Raw genomic sequence first — 17,639 nt, 5'->3', positions numbered from 1 at the left:
GAGACGCAAAAAACGCCCCTGACGGACACAGGCGGTGGCTCCTCAAAGACCTGGAGCACCGTCGCGCGATCCGCGGGGCGCAGCCTGACCGTTGACCCGCGGCCCGGCGGGGCCGTCAGGTGGGAGTTCGGAGCCTCCACTTGCGGGCTGAAGCACTTACTCTCCAGCCGGTCGATATCCCAGCATACCAGGGGTCACCGAAGGTCCCCACCGGGGTCACCTGGGCGGGAGCCCTCACGGCTCGGGGGCCTAGGGTGGCACGCATGAGCGACACCGAATCGAATCGCCCCGCGGGGGCCGGCGGCCAGGGCCCCGGTGCTCCCGACTTCGACAGCTTGACCCGCGACATCGCGGACGTCCCGGCGGTCGAGGTGATCACCACGGTCGCTGTGCATCTGATGAGCTCGGCCGCGGTCAACCTGGGCCTCTCCGAGGACGGCGAGCAGCACCGTGACCTGGACGAGGCGCGGAAGCTCATCCACTCCCTGGCCGGCCTCGTCACCGCGAGTGCCACGGAGATCGGCACGTACCACGCGGCGCCGCTCCGCGACGGTCTGAAGTCCCTGCAGCTGGCCTTCCGCGAGGCGTCGGCCGTGCCGGACGAACCCGGGCAGGGCCCCGGCGAGAAGTTCACGGGCCCCGTATTCAGCTGAGCACACGGTGGCCGGACCGGAGATGTTCCGGCCCGGCCCGTTCCGTCCGTTCAGCGGGGCGACCCCGAGGGCTGAAGGTTCCGGTGCAGTTCCGCGCCGGCCGGCGGGTGCGTGACGCGGTGCACCGCCGCCGCGAGCAGGCCCCCCACGAGCGGGGCCACCAGGAAGAGCCAGAACTGGGTCAGTGCGGCACCGCCGGCGAAGATGGCCGGACCCAGGCTGCGGGCCGGATTGACCGAGGCGCCCGTCAGCGGGATGCCGATCAGATTGACCACGGCCAGCGTGAGGCCGATGGGGATACCGCCGAAGCCCGCGATGGTCACCTTGTGGGTCATGCACAGGTAGACGTAGACGAGCAGCGCGGTCATCATCAGCTCCGCCAGGAACGCGCCGCCCAGGTTGATCTGCACCGCGGAGCGGTCACCGAAGCCGTTGCTGCCGAAGCTCTCGCTGGTCTGCAGTCCGGGGACCTGCTTGGCGAGCAGGAAGAGCAGTGCGGCACCCGCGATGGCGCCGGCGATCTGCGCGACCCAGTACCTGATCGCCGTCGGCAGGTCCATGCGCTTGGCCGCCACCATCCCGAGGGTGACCGCGGGATTCACGTGGGCGCCGGAGACCGGTCCGAAGACGTAGGCCAGCGCGAGCAGCGTGAACCCGAACGCGAGGGCGATACCGAGCGTCCCGATGTACTCACCCGACAGCACCGTGGCGCCCACCGCGAAGAACACGAGGACCAGGGTTCCCAGGAATTCCGCCGCAGTGGTCTGCAGCTCCGTCTCGGTCGACATGGCACTCCTGACACGTCGGGAATGGTCGTCCACCATCCTCCGCCGCCTGCACCGGGCTCGCATGTCGAGTGGGAACAGGCCTTCCACCAGCGACGATGCGCTTGACCACCCTGCTTCCACCGCGGCCGGGCCACCGTGGGCCGCCGCGCGGCGGGTGGGCCCGCCCGGTCAGCAAGCCCCGGACAGAAGACAGTCAGCGCCGGTGGAGAGCGTTCTCGGGCAGGGTGCTGCCGGGCGGGAGCAGCGCCAGTTCGAGGCCCCGGACGAGACGTGAGCGCAGCGTCTCGTCGGACGCGAGCGCGCCGGCCAGCCGCCGCACGGTCGCGGTGGCTGCCGCGGCATCGGCGGCGGCGTCCGGGGTGAGCGTTATGGCGAGGGTAGCGTCGGCCGTGGGACCGCCGAGCGCCAGATGTGCGCCTGCCACATCTGGCTCGGCCTCCAGCAGGGCTCGCAACGCGGCCGTGACGTGGGGATCGGCGGCAGGGTCGGCACTGGTGCGGCCCTCGGCGAGCGCACGCAGTGCGGCGCCGGTGAGCTGATACGTCACGGGCCCGGCGAGGTCCAGGACGAGGGTGTCGGCCTTCTCCTGGGCGAGCGCCCGCAGCGCCTGGCCCAGCGCCACGGCCACCGGCCGTGCCTCCGCGTTCCAGCGGGCGAGGGTCTCGGTGCTCGTGAACGCGGGGAGTGCCCGGCGCCCTCCTGGAGAGGTGAGCGTCGGCACGGCCATGTCGCTCGTCTTGTCGCGGCGCAGCCCCGACTCGTCGGTCTCGGCCTCGCCCAGGACCGCGACGACGGGGACCAGCAACCGCGCCCCGGCGAGGGCTTCGAGCACACACTGCTCGGCGCCAGGTTCCCCGGGGGCGGCCTGCCAGGCGGCGAGCGCCCCGGCGAGAGCGGGGTCGGCCGAGCCGGTGTCGGCTGCGAAGCCGGGGTCGGGGATGTTCTTGAGCGGCGCCACGGACGGCAGCTTAGTTCCGAGCCGTGGCGGTCTCCGACGCCGGGGCGCGGCCGGGCCCCGGCGCTCGGCGCACCCCGACCGTCCCGTCGCGTCCCTCACGGCGGGAGCCACGGAGCTCCGCCCGTCAGCGCTCACGTGACCCCGAGCCCAGGCCGCGCAACGTCTCCAGGTTCACGCCCTTGTGCACGGCCACCGCGCCGCCGACGAGCAGCAGCCCGAGCACGGCGGCGATGGTCGCCAGCCAGCCCGCGCTGGGTCCGTCGTCCGGGCCGGTGCCGAAGAACTCGCTCCGGTACGGCGGATGACTGGGCTCCTGTTTGCGGGGCTTGATGTTCGAGCCCATCTCGATGGCTGCCGCGGGGTCGACGACGCCCGTGCCCAGGGCGTCGCTGCGTCCGCCCTCCGGGGTGTGGCGTGCCGTGTCGGAGATGAGGTCCTTGATCTGCGCGGGGCTGAGGTCCGGGTGGGCGGCCCGTACGAGCGCGACCGCCCCGGAGGCGAACGCCGAGGCGGCGCTGGTGCCCCAGCCCTCGTAGTAGTGCCGGTCAGGGTCGGCGATCAGCACCCCCTTGCCGGGGGCGGCGACGGTCGCGTACCAGCGCCGGGTGGAGAAGGAGGCCCGTGCACCGCGGCGGTCGACGGCGGTGACCGCCATGACGCCGGGATAGGCCGCCGGGTAGGAGACGTGGTCGCCCTCCTCGCCGCCGTTGCCGGCGGAGGCCACGACGACGGAGCCCCGGCGCTGCGCGTAGCGGACGGCGGCGTCCTCGCCGGGCTCGGGGTGAGCCGAGCTGCTGTCGTCCCCGAGGGAGAGGTTGATGACGTCCGCGCCCTTGTCGGCGGCCCAGCGGATGCCGTCGGCGAGGGCGGTGGCGCGGGAGTTGCGGGCCTCCTTGCGCTTGGGGTCGCTGTCCTCGAGGAGGACCCGCACGGGAAGGATCTTCGCCTCGGGTGCGACGCCCATGACGCCGAGCTTGTCGCCCTTGCCATGACCGTGGCCGGCGATGATCCCCGCCATGGCGGTGCCGTGCCGGGCCCACGCGCGGTCGCCCTTCTTGGCGCCGATGCGGATGAAGTCGCGGCCCTCGCGGACGCTCCCCTTCAGGTCCGGATGGCCGGAGTCGACCCCGGTGTCCAGCACGGCGACGGTGATGCCCTTGCCCTTGGTGGTCTTCCATGCGTCCGCCACCTGGATGGCCTTCAGGCCCCACTGCTGGCGCTGGACGCCCTCTCCCTCGGCCGCCTGTGCGCTCCCGGCTGCCGGGAGCAGTCCAAGCGCCGCCGCCAGTGCCACGACGGCCACGCGCCGCGGCCCGATGTGCCGGGCCGGACCTCCCATGGGACTTGTATGCGTCACTGGTCGCCCTCTTCCCCCGCCGCATTGCGCAGCCGGCGCTCGATGCGGTCCGCGATGCCCTGTGCGTCGTGGCCGAGACCGGCCTGCGCGGCCGCCGAGGTCTCGCCCTTCTCGGTGGCCTCCGCTGCGGCCTGCGGGTCGCTGACGATCCGTCCGTCCGCGAAGCCGCTCACGGCGTAGACGACGACGGGTGCGTCGGAGAGCACCCGCATCGTCCAACTGGCACGCTGCGCATCGCCGAAGTCGGCCGAGACCGTGCCGCGTGATCCGTACGGACGGGGCATCAGATCGGTGCGCTCGCTGAGGTTTTCGACCGCGAACCGCTTGCGGAGCGCGCGCATGCCCGCACCTTCGGAGCGGGTGAAGAGCAGTCCGACGGTCGTCACGGAACTGGTCGTCTCGTCGGCGTACGTGGCCCGCACGAGACGGCTGCAACCGACGGGCAGGAGGGCCTTGGCGAGCAACGGGTCGAACGCCTCACGGCAGTTGCTGTCCGGCGCGACCGCGACGCGGAGCCAGCGGCGGTCGGCTCCGCCCGGGCCGGCGCCCTTCCCCTCGAGGACGCGGGGGAAGAGGGCGTCGACCGAGCTGTTGTGCCACGCGGCACGCATGTCGTCGAACGAACCCTCGGTGGCGGCCTGTTGGCCCGGATCGTCGGTGAGGAACGTACCCGCGGCCGCCCCGCCCAGCAGACCCACTCCAAGGACGAGACAGACGGCGGCGGCGACGGTACGGGGCGCCGGCCGGTGGTGGGCGGGCTCGTCACTGATGGGCCGCAACTGCCACGTGGGAGGTCCGGGGTCGGGATAGTCGGGCTGCCGCGACGGAAGGGGATTCCCGGCCGGTCCCGCAGGTCCCAACGGACGCTGGGGCGGGACGGTGCTCGCAGGCGGAAGCGGTGCGCCGGGACCGGTGCCTCGGGTGTATCTGTCCCCGGCCGGGCCGGCATCACGGGCCCGCCCGGTGTCGTCGGGGTGAGGCGGGCTGCGGCGCGGTGGCCAGGACGTCAGCGGCTCACCTGTGGGCGGCGGAGGCTGGGGAATCGCGGCGACCCGGGGAAGCTGCGGCCCGCCTGACGGGGACGACGCGCCGGGCCGGCCGGGATCGGCAGAAGGGTCTGACGGGGCGGACGAGGACTCCGGTTCGGAGGGCCTGGATGCGTCCGATTCCGTGTCGTGCGGCATGTGTGCGGTGGGCTCGTCTCTCTGTGCATGCTCCACGGGCCCGCCCTGGCGCGGAGGCGCAGACGGGCGCGGGGGAAAGGCGGGGCGTGGCGGGACCTGGGGACGTCCGGGATATGAGCCCGGGGAAGGGTCCTGGGAGTGTGTGCGGTCGGCATCAGTGCTCATCTGCACCCCTCCCGCGCGCAGTGCCACCCCACACGATCCCTTTCGGGGCATGCCGGTTCTAATCGGACAGCACGCCGCTGGTCCAGACTCATGGCAGCGTGCGGCCGTCACTCTACGGGGCGAACTGGTGGTCACGGCAACCCGGTCGAGCAGATGGGAGGACTGTCCCGCACGCCTTCGCTCTGGCAAGCTGCCCGCGTGCCCGACGCCTCTTCAGACCTCGCAGCCGACCGCAGCCGCTACGACCGGGCGACGGCGCATCTGGACCCGCCGCTGGCCGTCGTCGACCTGGACGCGTTCGACGCCAACGCCTCCGACCTGGTGCGCCGCGCGGGCGGCAAGCCGATCCGCGTGGCCAGCAAGTCGGTGCGCTGCAGGGCGCTGCTGGAGCGGGTGCTCTCCCGTGACGGTTTCGCCGGTGTGCTCTCCTTCACGCTCGCCGAGTCGCTGTGGCTGGCGCGCTCCGGAATCGACGACGTGCTGCTGGCCTATCCGTCCGCGGACCGTTCCGGGTACGCCGAGCTCGCCTCGGACCCGAAGCTCGCCCGGAGCGTGACCGTGATGGTCGACGACACCGACCAGCTGGACCTCATCGACGCCGCGAGGGAGGGCGGCACGCAGGAGATCCGGGTCTGCCTCGAACTCGACACCTCCCTGCGGCTGTTGGGCGGCCGTGTCCGCATCGGTGCGCGCCGTTCACCGGTGCACTCCCCCACCCGGCTCGCGGAGCTCGCCCGCTCTGTCACCCGCCGCGAGGGCTTCCGCCTGACGGGACTGATGGCCTACGAAGGTCACATCGCCGGGGTCGGCGACGCAGCGCCCGGCAACTGGGCACGCTCGCGCGGCGTACGGCTCATGCAGGCGGCGGCCAAGCGGGAGCTGGCCGCGCGCAGGGCGGCGGCCGTGCGGGCGGTGCGCCGCGTCGCTCCCGGCCTGGAGCTCGTCAACGGGGGCGGCACGGGGAGCGTGCAGCACACGGCCGCCGAGGAGGCGGTCACGGAGATCGCGGCGGGCTCCGGCCTGTTCGTGCCGCGCCTGTTCGACCACTACACGTCGTTCACCGGGCGCCCGGCCGCGCTCTTCGCCCTGCCGGTCGTACGCAGACCGGGCGTGGGCGTGGTGACGGTCCTGGGCGGGGGCTATCCGGCTTCCGGAGCGCCCGGTCCGGACCGTCTGCCGCAGCCCTACCTTCCCGAGGGGCTTCGCTACGACAAGCAGGAGGGGGCGGGCGAGGTGCAGACGCCGCTGCTCGGGCCGCCCGCCGACGACCTCCTCGTGGGAGACCGGGTCTGGTTCCGGCACGCCAAGGCCGGGGAGCTGTGCGAGCGGTTCGACACGCTGCACGTGATCGAGGGCGACCGCGTCACCGGCACGTTCCCGACATACCGGGGCGAGGGTCACACATTCCTCTGAGGATCGTGCGGCGGGTCCCCGGACCTACCCGCACCACGGTCCACGACATGGCGCGCACCGCCGGCACCCCTGCCCCCGGGGCGGTCACGCCGTCCGCTCTCAGACGTCTTCGCTCGGGCTGTCCTGATCCGATTCGCGCTCGGTGACTCCTGCGGCGAGCTTGTCCATGTCGCTCAGCGGCGGAGCTGACTTCGCGATGTCGAAGCCGGTGCGCAGCAGCAGCATCTCCCCCGACCCGTCCGGGTGTGTGAAGGCCACGGACTCGACGTAGGCGTCCGGCTTGGTGCGGTTGACGATCTTCCAGCGCACCCGGTACGCGTCCTGGCCGGCCACCGAGGTCTTCTCGGAGGCCACCGCCCTGTGCGAGGTGATGCCGCCGTAAGTGCCCTTGCTGTAGGCGAGTTGCGCGAACCGCCCGATGTCCTTCTTAGCGGTGTCCTCGGCGCTGCTCTTGCCTGCGGGCGCCACGACGATGACGGACGAGCCGCGCAGGCAGCTCTCCTCCTTGCTCCCGGGGCACTTGTACTCCCCGGTCGTGACCATCGGCCCGAACGGGTCGTGGTCCCAGCCCTTCAGAACCGGCAGGTCGACTCCCGACGCGGGGACGTCGCCCTCAGGCCCGCCGGGCGCCTCCGGGTCCTCCTCCGGCGCACCGGGGTCCTCTTCGGGGGTCTCGGGCTCGCCCGCTCCGGCCTCGTCGCGCGTAAGACCGGAACCGGGGCCGGTGCCGAAGGCCAGAACCACGCTGACGACGAGGGCGGCTACGAGGACCACCGCACCGACGATGCCCGCCACGAGAGGGCCGCGCACGGCAGCCTTGGTGCGGGTCTGCCCGGTCCAGGAGGTGCCGTCCCACCAGCGTTCCGCGGAGGGCGAGTTGGCTCTCTGCGCGGGGTCGGGATCGGGGTACCAGCCGGGCGGCGTCGTCATGCTCACGCATCGCACTGTAGGGCAACGTGTGTGCGAATCACACAGTCACCGCCCGGCCGGAGGCGTCCCCGCAGGGCATGGTCAGACGGGCGTCACGTACGCCCCGGAGATACCGCCGTCCACCATGAAGTCCGTCGCGTTGACGAACGAGGCGTCGTCGCTGGCCAGGAAGGCCACGGCGGCAGCGATCTCCTCCGGCTCGGCGAAGCGGCCCGGCGGCACGTGCACGAGCCGGCGCTGCGCACGCTCCGGGTCCTTCGCGAACAGCTCCTTCAGCAGCGGGGTGTTGACGGGCCCGGGGCAGATCGCGTTGACCCTGATGCCCTCCCGGGCGAACTGCACGCCCAGCTCCCGGGACATCGCGAGCACGCCGCCCTTGGAGGCCGTGTAGCTGATCTGGGAGGTGGCCGCGCCGAGCACGGCGACGAAGGAGGCGGTGTTGATGATCGAGCCGCGTCCCTGCCGCTGCATGTACGGGATGGCGTGCTTGCAGCACAGGTAGACCGAGGTGAGGTTGACCTGCTGCACGCGCTGCCACGCGTCGATGCCGGTGGTGAGGATCGAGTCGTCGTCCGGAGGCGAGATGCCGGCGTTGTTGAAGGCGATGTCGACCGAGCCGTAGGTCTCGTGCGCAGTGCGGAAGAGCGCCTCGACCTGCTCGGAGTCGGTGACGTCCGTCTCCACGTACAGACCGCCGGTCTCCTCGGCCGCCTTCTTGCCGCGCTCGCCGTCGACGTCGGCGCAGACCACCTTGGCGCCCTCCGAGGCGAGGCGCCGCGCGGACGCGAGGCCGATGCCGCTGCCCGCACCGGTCACCACGGCGGTGCGGCCGGTCAGGCGCCGGCACTGGGGCGTTGCCCCCTCGGGGCCGGTGAGCGATTCGGTCACGGCTGTACCTCCGTACTGATGAAGACGTTCTTGGTCTCGGTGAAGGCGGACAGCGCGTCGGGGCCGAGTTCACGGCCGAGCCCCGACTGCTTGTAGCCGCCGAAGGGAGTCGTGTAGCGCACGGCGCTGTGGGAATTGACCGACAGGTTGCCTGCCTGGACGGCGCGCGAGACGCGCAGCGCACGGCCCACGTCGCGGGTCCAGATCGAGCCCGACAGGCCGTAGTCGGAGTCGTTGGCGATGCGGACGGCCTCCGCCTCGTCCGCGAAGGGGATGGCCACGGCCACCGGTCCGAAGATCTCCTCTGCGCTGCGCCGGTCGCCGGGCCGCCCCTCCAGAACGGTGGCCGGATACCAGAAGCCCTTGCCGCCGGGGGCGTCTCCCCGGATCAGGGCGGGCTCGTCCTCGGGGACGTAGCCGCGCACGCGCTCGCGCTGGCGCTCCGAGATGAGCGGGCCCATCTGTGTCGCCGGGTCAGCGGGATCGCCGGCCGTGAAGGCCTTCACCGCCGGCTCCAGCAGCTCCAGGAAGCGGTCGTAGACCTCGCGTTGCACGAGGATGCGGCTGCGGGCGCAGCAGTCCTGGCCTGTGTTGTCCAGGAACGAGCCGGGGGCGGCGGTGGCGGCCAGTTCGAGGTCGGCGTCGGCGAAGACGATGTTGGGGCTCTTGCCGCCGAGTTCGAGCGTCACCGGCTTCACGCTCGCCGCGCACCGGGCCATGATGTCCCTGCCGACGGCGGTCGAACCCGTGAAGACGACCTTGGCCACCCGCGGATGCTCCACCAGCGCGGTGCCCGCCACCGGTCCCTCGCCGGGCAGCACTTGGAAGAGGCCCTCGGGAAGCCCCACCTCCAGGGCGAGTTCACTCAGGCGCAGCGCCGTCAGCGGCGTGGTCTCCGCGGGCTTGAGCACGACCGCGTTGCCGGCCGCCAGCGCGGGCGCCGTGCCCCAGGCGGCCACCGGCATGGGGAAGTTCCAGGGCGCGATGACGGCGACGACGCCGAGCGGTTCGGCGAAGGTGACGTCGATGCCTCCCTCGACCGGGATCTGACGTCCGCTGAGCCGCTCCACTCCCCCGGCGGCGTAGTCGAGGAGATCGCGGACGTTGCCCGCCTCGAACCGGGCGTTGCCGAGGGGGTGTCCGGCCTCCTGGACCTCCAACCCGGCCAGTTCCTCGAGGTGTTCGTCGACGACGACGGCGAACCGGCGCAGCAGCCGGGCGCGTTCGCCCGGAGCGAGCGCCGCCCACACGCTCTGCGCGCTCACCGCCCGCCGCACGGCCGCGTCGACCTCCGCCGGGCCGGCGGCGGTAACGGTGGTGATCAGTTCCTCGGTCGAGGGGTTGATGACCGGGAGTTCGTTCACGTGGTGCTCGTCCTGCAAAACTCGTTCCTCACATGCGCTCGAAGGAGCGGAAGCGCTCCCAGTCCGTGACGGCCGTGTCGTACGCCTTCTGCTCGACGTGCGCCATGTTCAGGTAATGAGTGACGACTTCCTCGCCGAACGCCTCGCGCGCGATGGCGCTCTGCTCCCACAGTTCTGCCGCCTCGCGCAGCGTGGAGGGCACGTGCGTGGCGTCGCCCGTGTAGGCGTTGCCGGTACAGGCCTCCTCGAGCTCCAGCTTCTGGTCCACGCCGTGGAGGCCCGCCGCGATCATCCCGGCGGTGGCCAGGTACGGATTCACGTCGCCGCCGGGCACACGGTTCTCCAAGCGGTGGCTGTGTCCGTGCCCGACGATGCGCAGCGCGCACGTGCGGTTGTCCGGGCCCCAGGCGACGGCCGTGGGCGCGAAGGAACCCGGCTGGAAACGCTTGTAGGAGTTGATGTTCGGGGCGTAGAGCAGCGTGAACTCCCGCATGGCCGCGAGCTGTCCGGCCAGGAAGTGCCGCATCGTGGCGGACATCCCGTACGGGCCGTCGTCGTCGGCGAGGACAGGGGCACCGTTCTCGTCGCGCAGCGAGAGATGGATGTGGCAGGAATTGCCCTCGCGCTCGTTGAACTTGGCCATGAAGGTGAGCGCCTGGCCCGACTGGGCGGCGATCTCCTTGGCGCCCGTCTTGTAGACGACGTGCTGGTCGCAGGTCGTGAGCGCCTCGTCGTAGCGGAAGGCGATCTCGTGCTGGCCCAGGTTGCACTCGCCCTTCGCGGACTCCACCTTCATCCCGGCCGCACCCATCTCGTTTCGGATGCGGCGCAGCAGCGGCTCGACGCGGCCGGTGCCGAGCATCGAGTAGTCGACGTTGTACTGGTTCGCCGGGGTCAGGTCCCGGTACGCGCTGTCCCACGCCTGCTCGTAGGTGTTCTGGAAGACCATGAACTCCAGCTCGGTGCCGGTGTACGCGCTCCAGCCGCGCTCGGCGAGGCGGTCGAGCTGGCGGCGGAGGATCTGCCGCGGGGAGGCGACGACGGGAGAGCCGTCGTGCCACGCCAGATCGGCGGTCAGCATCGCCGTGCCCGGGTTCCAGGGGACGAGGCGCATGGTGCTGGTGTCGCCGTGCATGGCGAAGTCGCCGTAACCGCGCTCCCAGGAGGACATGCTGTAGCCGTCGACGGTGTTCAGGTCGACGTCCACGGCGAGCAGGTAGTTGCAGCCCTCGGTGCCGTGCTCCAGGACCTCGTCCAGGAAGTGGCGGGCCGCGAACCTTTTGCCCTGCAGCCGCCCTTGCATATCGGTGAAGGCCAGGGCGACGGTATCGATCTCCTCCCGTTCGACGAGCACCCGCAGCTCGTCGACGGAGAGCAATGGTGTGCGTTCTGCCACGTCTGGCCTCCTGTCGGTCCACCGGAAGTCATAAGGTAGTCCCAGAGACCATTGGTTCGGAAGGGGTTCGATGAGGGAGGGGCAGTGAGAGCCGATCACACAGCCGCACCGGGGACCACCGGCGGGCGGCCCGGGAACGACCGGCTCGCCGCCGTGCTGCGCCCGGTGCGGGCCGGCAACGGCTTCGAGGAGGCTCTGGAGCAGATACTCCAGATCGTCCGGCTGGGCCTGGTCCCCGACGGCGAACGGCTCCCCGCCGAACGCGAACTCGCCGAACGCCTCGGCATCAGCCGCGTGATGCTCCGCGAAGTGCTCAAGGTACTCGCCGAACAGGGCCTGGTGATCAGCCGGCGCGGCCGCTACGGAGGCACCTTCGTGCAGCACCCGCAGCCTCCCGCACCCGACGCGGACACACCGGAGAATCCGCCCGGCGTCGTCGCGGCGCCCGAGGGCGTGGACGTGCGGGACACCCTGCGCTTCCGCGAGGTGCTCGAGACGGGCGCGGCCGAACTGTGCGCCTCCCGCGGGCTGGAGAAGTCCGAGGCCGCACAGCTGCGCGCGGCCTTGGACGCCACCCGGAACGCAGCCCTCGCCGACTACCGCCGCGGCGACACCCTCTTCCACCTCACCCTCGTCGAACTGGCCGGGTCCCCCACACTCACGGCCCAGTACGCGGCCGTGCGGGCCAAGGTCAACGACCTGCTGGGCCGCATCCCGCTGCTGGTGCGCAACCTGGAGCACGCGCAGCGCCAGCACGCGGAACTCGTCGAGGCCGTCCTGGCCGGCGACCCGGAGCGGGCGCGCACCGTCAGCCGCGAGCACTGCGCGGGTACGGCCGCACTGCTGCGGGGGTTCCTCGCATGACCGTCCGGCGTGACGGCGGCACACACACGAAATCCCCGCGTGACGCACCAGGGGTTGCGCTGCGCCCCACCTCGGCGCAAAGGTATGTAGCCACACCAATATGCCGAGGGTAGGAGCGGTCATGGCCGATGGAACCAAGTCCTCGCAGTCGTCCCCCGATACCGGCCCGGAAAGCGCGGAGGCCTATCTCCAGGCGCGGTCGCTGCGGCGGGGCAGCGCGGGGTGGCTGCTGCTGACCGGTCTGGGCGTCGCATACGTCGTCTCGGGCGACTACGCGGGCTGGAACTTCGGCCTCGCCGAAGGCGGTTTCGGGGGTCTGGCGATAGCCACCGTGCTCATGGGTACGATGTACACCTGCCTGGTCTTCTCCCTCGCGGAACTCTCCTCGATCCTGCCGACCGCCGGCGGCGGCTACGGCTTCGCCCGCCGGGCGCTGGGGACTTGGGGCGGCTTCCTGACCGGTACGGCCATCCTCATCGAGTACATCCTCGCCCCGGCGGCCATCGCCGTCTTCATCGGCGGCTACGTCGAGTCGCTCGGCCTCTTCGGCATCGAGGCGGGCTGGCCGGTCTATCTGGTGTGCTTCGCGCTCTTCATCGGCATCCACCTGTGGGGCGTCGGTGAGGCGCTGCGCTTCAGCTTCATCGTCACCGGCATCGCGGTCGCGGCCCTGCTGGTCTTCTGCATCGGCGCGTTCACGCACTTCGGCGACGCCTCGCTCAACGACGTCGCCGTCGACGGCTCCGCCTTCGGTTCCAGCGCGTGGCTGCCGCTCGGACTGCTGGGCATCTGGGCGGCGTTCCCCTTCGGCATGTGGTTCTTCCTCGGCGTCGAAGGCGTTCCGCTCGCCGCGGAGGAGGCCCGCGACCCGGTCCGGGCCATGCCGAAGGCTCTCGCGTGGTCGATCGGCATCCTGGTGCTCCTGGCCCTCCTGACGCTGATCCCCGCTGCCGGAGCGGCCGGTTCGGACGCCATCAAGGACGCCGACAACCCGCTCGTCGCTGCTCTGCAGACGGCGACCGGCGGCGAGCCCACGATGCTGAGCAGGGTCGTCAACTACGCGGGCCTGGCAGGCCTGGTGGCGTCCTTCTTCTCCCTCATCTACGCCGGGTCCCGGCAGCTGTTCGCCCTCTCACGCGCCGGATACCTGCCCCGGTTCCTCTCCCTGACGAGCCGTCGCAAGGCCCCCTACCTCGGTCTGCTGGTACCCGGCGTGATCGGCTTCGGGCTGGCGGCGTACACGGGCGACGGTGCGCGGATGCTGAACATCGCCGTCTTCGGCGCGGCCATCAGCTACGTGCTGATGTCCCTCTCGCACATCGTGCTGCGCCGCCGCGAGCCGGAGCTGCCCCGGCCCTACCGCACGCCCGGCGGGCTGGTCACTTCGTCGGTCGCCTTCGTTCTCGCCTGCTCGGCCGTCGTCGCCACGTTCCTGGTGGACCCGACCGCGGCCGGGATCGCCCTGGTCCTGTACGTCGTGGCCGTCGCCTACTTCGCCCTCTACAGCCGGCACCACCTGGTGGCCGCTGCCCCCGAGGAGGAGTTCGCGGCGCTCGCGGCCGCCGAGGCGGAGCTCGAGCGGGACTCCGACGGCGACGACCCCGCTCCCGCCCCGCACGCACGCTCCTAGACACCGTCCCGCCCGTCCTCGTTGACCGCCGGCCGGCTCCGTCCGGCCAGTGCCCGCCCGGCCGCCACCTCGCGCGCCGGGCGGGCATGCGGGCGTACGCGCGGCGGCCCGGGGCACGTCACGCCCGTACGCTGGAGCACCGGACGGGACCGGGTCCCTGGAGATGAGGACCGGGCACCGTGCCCGACGGAACGCCCGGAGACGACGAGATCCGCAGCCGGAGGCCTTACGCCATGCAAAGCCCGCTGATCGGCGTCAGCACGTACATGGAGACCGACGTCCGCTGGGGCGTCTGGCAGCACCAGGCCGCGGTGCTGCCCGCCGGGTACCACCGCCTCGTTCAACGAGCGGGCGGATGCGCGCTGCTGCTGCCGCCGGACGTCGACGAGCACGCAGACCGGATCGTGAGCAGGCTCGACGGCCTGGTCGTCTCCGGAGGCCCTGACGTCGAACCGTCCAGGTACGGGGCGGAGCGAGGGCCCGACTGCGGCCCGTCCGACCCCGAGCGCGACGCCTGGGAACTCGCCCTGGCCCGGGCCGCCCTGGAGCAGCGCGTGCCGTTGCTGGGGATCTGCCGGGGGATGCAGATCCTCAACGTCCTGCTGGGCGGCACCCTCGTCCAGCACATGGAGGGTCATCGCGGCCGCCCGGGCGTCTTCGCCGAGCACACGGTCCGGCCCGTGGCCGGCACGCGGCTCGCGCAGGTACTGCCCGAGCCGGTGTCCGTGCCGACGTACCACCACCAGGCGGTGGCGAGGTTGGGTGAGGGCCTCGTGCCGGGCGCTCACGCCGAGGACGGCACGGTCGAGGCGCTCGAACTGCCGGGCAGCGAGCATCCGTTCGTCCTGTCCGTCCAGTGGCACCCCGAGGAGGGCCAGGACGTGCGTGTGATGCGCGCCCTGGTGGAGGCGGCACAGGCGGCGCCGGCGGAACGGACGGCTCCAGCAGCAGGATGAGGCGGACCTCCCGGGACACCCGGCTGTTCCGGGAGGCCTTGCGGACGTCCCGTCATCCGAGCGCGGTGCGCAGTGCTCCCGCCAGTGCCGCCGGCGCCTCGGTGAGCGAGGGCCCGTACCAGGTCAGGAAACGCCCGCTGACGAGCGCGGCGGGCAGGCCGGGAAACGCCTCCGGGCCGTCCTCGCCGGTGAAGAGATAGGGCTCGTCCGGCAGCACGACGAGATCGGCGCGGCCGTGCCCGTTCAGCTCCTCGATCGGCATCCGCGGATAGCGCTCGCCGTGCCGCTCGTAGATGTTGTGAACCCCGAGATGCGCCAGCAGCGCGCCCGCGAAGGTGTCACGGCCGAGAACCATCCACGGCTTGCGCCACACCGGCACCACGGCCCGCGCGTCGAACTCCGCGCGCACCTCCCGCCAGGCGGTCTCCGCCTCGTCGAGCCAGACGGGACGGGCGAGCCCGCAGCCCACGGTCAGTACCCGGTCCAGTTCGGCGAACGCCTGCGGCAGCGTGCGCACTTCGGTGACGAGGACGTCCAGACCGGCGGAGCGCAGCGCGGCGAGATCGACCTCGCGGTTCTCCTCCTCGTTCGCGACGACGAGGTCGGGCGCGAGGGAGACGATCCGCTCGACGTCCGGATTCTTGGTGCCCCGCACGCGGGTCACATCCAGCCCGGGCGGGTGGCTGCACCAGTCGGTGGCGCCGATGAGGAGTTCGGGTGCCGTCACCGCCAGAGCCTCGGTCAGGGAGGGGACGAGGGAGACGACGCGTCGCACGGTGCCGGTACGTCTGTGCGCCATACCGGCACCGTACGCCCCCCGTGCGGCTCAAGGTGCCGCAGCCCCGTACGGCGGCCCCGCCACCGGTGGTCGTCCGCCGGGGGTCGCCGACGGGCCGGAGGCGCGTTCCTCGTACGGAGAAGAGAGTAGACCGGTCTCGGCCGATGAGGCAGGCCAATTTGCGCCACCCGCGCACATGGACTGCGGGTCGCGCAGCGCCTCGGCAGCGGCGGCGGAGCCGTGCGTCCCGGTCCTCCGGGGTCGGTCACGGTTGCGGGGCCGTGCGTCCGGTCCGCCCGGTGCCTCTTCCGCGTCCGCTGTCGGAGGCGTACGGCATCATCGTGGCGTGACTACGACGACGGCACGACGCCTGATGCTCCTGGACACCTCGTCCCTCTACTTCCGTGCGTACTTCGGCGTGCCGGACTCGGTGAAGGCGCCCGACGGCACCCCGGTCAATGCGGTGCGCGGCCTGCTCGACTTCATCGCACGCCTGGTGAGCAACCGTCATCCGGACTCGCTCGTGGCCTGCATGGACTTCGACTGGCGTCCCCAGTGGCGCGTCGAACTCATCCCCTCCTACAAGGCGCACCGCGTCGCCGAGGAGGTGGCCTCCGGCCCCGACGCCGAGGAGATCCCGGACACGCTGAGCCCGCAGGTGCCGGTCATCGACGACGTGCTCGACGCGGTCGGCATCGCCCGCGTCGGCGCGGCCGGCTTCGAGGCGGACGACATCATCGGCACGCTCACGGCCCGTGCGGACTCGCCCGTCGACATCGTCACGGGCGACCGCGACCTGTTCCAGCTGATCGACGACGACCGGGGCGTGCGGGTGCTGTATCCGGTCAAGGGTGTCGGCACGCTCGACGTCTACGACGGTGCCGCTCTCCGCTCCAAGTACGGCGTGGACGGCGGGGGTTACGCCGATCTGGCACTGCTGCGCGGCGACCCGAGCGACGGGCTCCCCGGCGTACAGGGCATCGGCGAGAAGACCGCCGCGAAGCTGCTGGAGCGCTACGGCGACCTGGCGGGAATCATCGCCGCCGCCGAGGATCCCGGGTCGGCGATCACACCGGCACAGCGCAAGCGTCTGGCCGAGGCCGGTCCGTATCTGGCGGTGGCGCCGAAGGTGGTGCGGGTCGCGAGCGACGTGGCCCTGCCGGAATTCGACGCCTCTCTGCCGTCCCGCCCGCGCGACCCGAAGGCCCTCGACGCGCTCGCGGAGCGCTGGGGCCTCGGCGGCTCCTTGGAGCGGCTGCTGAACGTGCTGGCGGAGCGGGAGCGCTGACAGCGGCGGCACCGGAGGCGGGGCCCGGGGAAGGACTGGCGAGCGGACGAGCGGGGCGAGCGGCGCCTTGCACCGGCCGAAGTGGTACGTTGAGAACTTAGGCAACCCTAACCACGCCGCCCCTCTGCTTCCGCCCAATCCTGGAGTCCCACGTGGCAGACCGCCCGGCCCGCAGCAAGAACAAGGTCCACCACGCGCACGTGGTCCGCACCGAGCAGCTGACCCCTCACATGGTGCGCGTCGTGCTGGGCGGGCCCGGTCTGGCGGAATTCGAGGCCGGCGAGTACACGGACCACTACGTCAAGCTGCTCTTCCCGGTCCCGGGCGTGGAGTATCCCGAGCCGTTCGACATCGGCGCCATCCGCGCGGATTTCCCTCGCGACCAGTGGCCCGTCACCCGCACGTACACGGTGCGCTCCTGGGCGCCCTCGGCGCGCGAGCTGACGCTCGACTTCGTCGTGCACGGGGACGAGGGGCTGGCCGGGCCGTGGGCGCGGAGCGCCCGGCCGGGCGACGAGATCCGCTTCCTCGGCCCGGGCGGCGCCTACGCCCCCGCTCCGGAGGCCGACTGGCACCTGCTCGCCGGCGACGAGAGCGCCCTGCCCGCCGTCGCCGCCGCGCTCGAGAGCATGCCCGCGGACGCCACGGTGCGGGCCCTGATCGAGGTCGAGGGCCCGCAGGAGGAGCAGAAGCTGAGCGTGCCGGACACGGCCGGCGTGACGTGGCTGCACCGTGGAACGGTCCGGGTGGGACAGAAGCTCATCGAGGCCGTGCGGGCGATGGAGTTCCCCCCGGGAACGCCGCAGGCGTTCGTGCACGGCGAGGCCGGCTTCGTCAAGGAACTCCGCCGCCACCTGCGTCTCGAACGCGGCCTGGAGCGCGACCAGTTGTCCATCTCCGGCTACTGGCGGCTCGGCCACGACGAGGACGGCTGGCAGGCGTCGAAGAAGGACTGGAAGGCGCAGGTCGAGGCCGAGCAGGAGGCGGGCGCCGGTCAGCAGCCGTGACCCCGCCCCCGCCCCCTCCG

At 72.1% G+C, this 17,639-nt stretch carries 16 protein-coding genes; 7 read left to right on the top strand and 9 right to left on the bottom strand.

The window, feature by feature from the left end; genetic code table 11:
* The first annotated feature begins 263 nt into the window (after window positions 1-263).
* Window positions 264-653, top strand: coding sequence for a DUF1844 domain-containing protein (locus tag G4Z16_RS28920; protein ID WP_028436553.1), 390 nt, complete (start codon window positions 264-266; stop codon window positions 651-653).
* A gap of 50 nt (window positions 654-703) precedes the next feature.
* Here G4Z16_RS28920 and G4Z16_RS28915 read toward each other — a convergent pair whose 3' ends face one another.
* The 4 genes from G4Z16_RS28915 to G4Z16_RS28900 form a co-directional block, all read right to left on the bottom strand.
* Window positions 704-1,441 carry an MIP family channel protein gene (locus G4Z16_RS28915; protein WP_197353530.1) on the bottom strand — a complete coding sequence of 246 codons (738 nt, stop codon included), beginning with the start codon at window positions 1,439-1,441 and terminating at the stop codon, window positions 704-706.
* Between the two features lie 193 nt (window positions 1,442-1,634).
* A complete protein-coding gene (locus G4Z16_RS28910) occupies window positions 1,635-2,399 on the bottom strand; it encodes an SseB family protein (protein ID WP_197353529.1) in 765 nt (254 codons plus the stop codon).
* Between the two features lie 124 nt (window positions 2,400-2,523).
* Window positions 2,524-3,738, bottom strand: coding sequence for a type VII secretion-associated serine protease mycosin (gene mycP, locus G4Z16_RS28905; protein ID WP_197353528.1), 1,215 nt, complete (start codon window positions 3,736-3,738; stop codon window positions 2,524-2,526).
* 14 nt (window positions 3,739-3,752) lie between these two features.
* Complete coding sequence (locus tag G4Z16_RS28900) at window positions 3,753-4,535, bottom strand: hypothetical protein (protein ID WP_197353527.1); 783 nt, start codon at window positions 4,533-4,535, stop codon at window positions 3,753-3,755.
* A gap of 768 nt (window positions 4,536-5,303) precedes the next feature.
* On the opposite strand from G4Z16_RS28900, the gene G4Z16_RS28895 reads away from it, so the two are divergent.
* On the top strand, window positions 5,304-6,518 hold the full coding sequence (locus G4Z16_RS28895; protein WP_246531122.1) for an amino acid deaminase/aldolase: 1,215 nt from the start codon (window positions 5,304-5,306) through the stop codon (window positions 6,516-6,518).
* 99 nt (window positions 6,519-6,617) lie between these two features.
* Here the strand turns inward: G4Z16_RS28895 and G4Z16_RS28890 are convergent, their stop codons facing one another.
* From G4Z16_RS28890 to G4Z16_RS28875, 4 genes are all read right to left on the bottom strand, one after another.
* Window positions 6,618-7,448 (bottom strand): DUF2510 domain-containing protein, encoded by an 831-nt coding sequence (locus tag G4Z16_RS28890; protein ID WP_246531390.1) that lies wholly within the window; start codon window positions 7,446-7,448, stop codon window positions 6,618-6,620.
* 81 nt (window positions 7,449-7,529) lie between these two features.
* Window positions 7,530-8,336 carry a 3-oxoacyl-ACP reductase gene (locus G4Z16_RS28885; RefSeq protein ID WP_197353524.1) on the bottom strand — a complete coding sequence of 269 codons (807 nt, stop codon included), beginning with the start codon at window positions 8,334-8,336 and terminating at the stop codon, window positions 7,530-7,532.
* A complete protein-coding gene (locus G4Z16_RS28880) occupies window positions 8,333-9,700 on the bottom strand; it encodes an aldehyde dehydrogenase family protein (protein WP_197353523.1) in 1,368 nt (455 codons plus the stop codon). Before G4Z16_RS28880 ends, G4Z16_RS28885 begins: the two co-directional genes overlap by 4 nt.
* A 28-nt stretch (window positions 9,701-9,728) precedes the next feature.
* Window positions 9,729-11,096, bottom strand: coding sequence for a glutamine synthetase family protein (locus G4Z16_RS28875; RefSeq protein WP_197353522.1), 1,368 nt, complete (start codon window positions 11,094-11,096; stop codon window positions 9,729-9,731).
* Between the two features lie 84 nt (window positions 11,097-11,180).
* Here G4Z16_RS28875 and G4Z16_RS28870 point away from each other — a divergent pair, with 84 nt between their 5' ends.
* The 3 genes from G4Z16_RS28870 to G4Z16_RS28860 all read left to right on the top strand — a co-directional run bounded on the left by G4Z16_RS28870 (window position 11,181) and on the right by G4Z16_RS28860 (window position 14,546).
* Window positions 11,181-11,960, top strand: coding sequence for a FadR/GntR family transcriptional regulator (locus G4Z16_RS28870; protein ID WP_197353521.1), 780 nt, complete (start codon window positions 11,181-11,183; stop codon window positions 11,958-11,960).
* A gap of 121 nt (window positions 11,961-12,081) precedes the next feature.
* Window positions 12,082-13,590 (top strand): ethanolamine permease, encoded by a 1,509-nt coding sequence (eat, locus tag G4Z16_RS28865; RefSeq protein WP_197353520.1) that lies wholly within the window; start codon window positions 12,082-12,084, stop codon window positions 13,588-13,590.
* A gap of 233 nt (window positions 13,591-13,823) precedes the next feature.
* Window positions 13,824-14,546, top strand: a complete 723-nt coding sequence (locus G4Z16_RS28860) for a gamma-glutamyl-gamma-aminobutyrate hydrolase family protein (protein WP_197354993.1) — start codon at window positions 13,824-13,826, stop codon at window positions 14,544-14,546.
* Between the two features lie 52 nt (window positions 14,547-14,598).
* Here the strand turns inward: G4Z16_RS28860 and G4Z16_RS28855 are convergent, their stop codons facing one another.
* Window positions 14,599-15,345 (bottom strand): helical backbone metal receptor, encoded by a 747-nt coding sequence (locus G4Z16_RS28855; protein ID WP_197353519.1) that lies wholly within the window; start codon window positions 15,343-15,345, stop codon window positions 14,599-14,601.
* A gap of 352 nt (window positions 15,346-15,697) precedes the next feature.
* On the opposite strand from G4Z16_RS28855, the gene G4Z16_RS28850 reads away from it, so the two are divergent.
* Together G4Z16_RS28850 and G4Z16_RS28845 are read left to right on the top strand one after the other, a co-directional pair.
* The gene (locus G4Z16_RS28850; protein ID WP_197354992.1) at window positions 15,698-16,612 is read left to right on the top strand and encodes a 5'-3' exonuclease; all 915 of its coding nucleotides are present in this window, start codon (window positions 15,698-15,700) and stop codon (window positions 16,610-16,612) included.
* Between the two features lie 152 nt (window positions 16,613-16,764).
* Complete coding sequence (locus tag G4Z16_RS28845; RefSeq protein WP_197353518.1) at window positions 16,765-17,619, top strand: siderophore-interacting protein; 855 nt, start codon at window positions 16,765-16,767, stop codon at window positions 17,617-17,619.
* The last annotated feature ends 20 nt before the right edge of the window (window positions 17,620-17,639 follow it).

Source organism: Streptomyces bathyalis, assembly GCF_015910445.1.
GTDB classification, from domain to species: domain Bacteria; phylum Actinomycetota; class Actinomycetes; order Streptomycetales; family Streptomycetaceae; genus Streptomyces; species Streptomyces bathyalis.
Note: the sequence above shows the minus strand (reverse complement) of the source record. Positions and strands in the feature narration are given on the sequence as shown.

Bases quoted from the DNA above. Each gene is read 5' to 3' on its own strand.
- mycP (WP_197353528.1), bottom strand. From the start codon at position 3,738: ATGGGAGGTCCGGCCCGGCACATCGGGCCGCGGCGCGTGGCCGTCGTG.
- G4Z16_RS28915 (WP_197353530.1), bottom strand. From the start codon at position 1,441: ATGTCGACCGAGACGGAGCTGCAGACCACTGCGGCGGAATTCCTGGGA.
- G4Z16_RS28850 (WP_197354992.1), top strand. From the start codon at position 15,698: ATGCTCCTGGACACCTCGTCCCTCTACTTCCGTGCGTACTTCGGCGTG.
- G4Z16_RS28860 (WP_197354993.1), top strand. From the start codon at position 13,824: ATGCAAAGCCCGCTGATCGGCGTCAGCACGTACATGGAGACCGACGTC.
- G4Z16_RS28890 (WP_246531390.1), bottom strand. From the start codon at position 7,448: ATGACGACGCCGCCCGGCTGGTACCCCGATCCCGACCCCGCGCAGAGA.
- eat (WP_197353520.1), top strand. From the start codon at position 12,082: ATGGCCGATGGAACCAAGTCCTCGCAGTCGTCCCCCGATACCGGCCCG.
- G4Z16_RS28920 (WP_028436553.1), top strand. From the start codon at position 264: ATGAGCGACACCGAATCGAATCGCCCCGCGGGGGCCGGCGGCCAGGGC.
- G4Z16_RS28855 (WP_197353519.1), bottom strand. From the start codon at position 15,345: ATGGCGCACAGACGTACCGGCACCGTGCGACGCGTCGTCTCCCTCGTC.